This is a genomic window from Alcanivorax sp. HI0083, assembly GCF_001635175.1.
In genome coordinates this window covers 1-1599 of sequence record NZ_LWFX01001495.1, presented here as the reverse complement: position 1 = coordinate 1599, position 1599 = coordinate 1, and the positions used below count along the sequence as shown (strand labels likewise).

General features: G+C 60.3%; 2 protein-coding genes. Both read right to left on the bottom strand.

Translation table 11 applies throughout. The features are described 5' to 3' along the window. Positions 1-189 precede the first annotated feature (189 nt). Entirely contained in the window at positions 190-711 is a 522-nt protein-coding gene (locus tag A3754_RS22640; protein WP_156497157.1) for a hypothetical protein, read from the bottom strand. An 86-nt stretch (positions 712-797) separates the two neighbouring features. Beyond that, positions 798-1599, bottom strand: an 802-nt coding sequence (locus A3754_RS22635) for a molybdopterin dinucleotide binding domain-containing protein (protein WP_304439860.1), incomplete at its 5' end; no start/stop codon positions are given.

The window sequence follows — 1599 nt, the reverse complement described above, 5'->3', positions numbered from 1 at the left end:
TCCATCGAAAAAGCGCAACAACGAGTGCGGGCCAGCCTGGATGACCCGAAGCACCCGTTCGGGCATAAAGGCGCGGCCTGAAGCGCACACCTGCTGCGCCTTGCCTCTCGGAAAGGGAACCACCCTGACCATCAAGACAAGACGCAACAGCTGCACGCTTCAGGCCACGCTGAGCATGCAAGGAGTTTTTCAGAGGTTCCTTAACCTTTTGAGGATATAAGGTGAGCCTCTTTCTTCGCGATGCAAGCATCGCTTCCCACAAAACCACCACCCCATAAAATGAAGCCTCTCTGTGGGAGGCGATGCTTGCATCGCGAAGAAGATCTTAACGAAGAAACCCGGCCTAAAAACTTTCGCCCAACTGAATAAAGAAGACGGTATCGTCTTCTGTGAAGGCCACATCCACACCGATGTGCAGAGGCTTGCTCGGGGTAGTTTGCCAGCGCAGGCCGGTGCCGTAACCCGCAAACGATCATCCAACAGGTAATCTTGATGAAAGGCACCCACCACCCAGCTGTCAGTATCGGTGTACATGGCGCCCAGGCCACTGGTGGGGTTGGGGCCACCATTGCCATCACGGGACGGGTGCAGGTACAGGGTCGCCAGTTGCAAACCTGTACCCATGGTGGGGTTCGACACGGGGATGGGCGCCACTACCCAGTTGCCTTTTTCCAGGTTGGGCCCGTGAGTGCCCTTCTCCACATTCGCCATGAAGGTATCGGTTTCGGTAACTGCCGCCGCGCAAGGCAGCGACAGGCACCCGGCAACACATGCCGCCGCTCGCCACGGAGCGACTCTCACGGGCAGATTGCTGGGGCCAGCGTGACGGGAATGCCATTGAGCTGCGCCATGGCCGTTACCGCTTCCACCCGTTCCGTGCCGATCACATCGTTCACACTGCAGCCCTGGGTAGAGCGGGCGATTTCCAGCTGCACGCCGTCGCGGTCATGGCCCCAACCATGGGGCACACTGATCACCCCGGGCATGATGTCGTCACTGATACTGGCCGGGAGCGTGATGCTGCCGGCGCTGCCGCTGATGGTCACATCCGCCCCCTCTTCCACACCCAGTCGCTGGGCATCCTGCGGGTGCACAATCGCAGTGAAGCGACCCTTACCTTTGATCAGGCGCTGGCTGTTATGCATCCAGGAATTATTGCTGCGGATATGGCGCCGGCCAATCATCAGCAGCTGATCCTTTTCCGGAGCAGACGGCACCGGCAAACCTTGCAAGGCCCGGTGGTAGAGCGCGGGCACCAGATTGATGCGCTGATCGGGCGTAAACAGACGCTGCGGCAACATGGGCGTCAGCGGCCCCAGATCAATGCCGTGCGGAGCCGCTTGCAGACTCTTGAAGGTCAGCCCATGGCTTTTTCCCCGCAGCAGGCGCCAGGCCACTTTGGGCAGTGTATGCAGGCCGTTCTCTTTGAGCTCGGCCAGGGCCTTGCCGCCACTGCCATAGGGCCCCAGACGCAGGCCCAGATCGATGATGCCGGTGTCACCCAATTTGCGGACAAAGCGGTCAGTGGCCGCCACCTTCAAGCGGCTGCGTCGACTGCGTGCCTTAAGCCGATTCAACCGCGTAGTGAGCCCGAGCAGG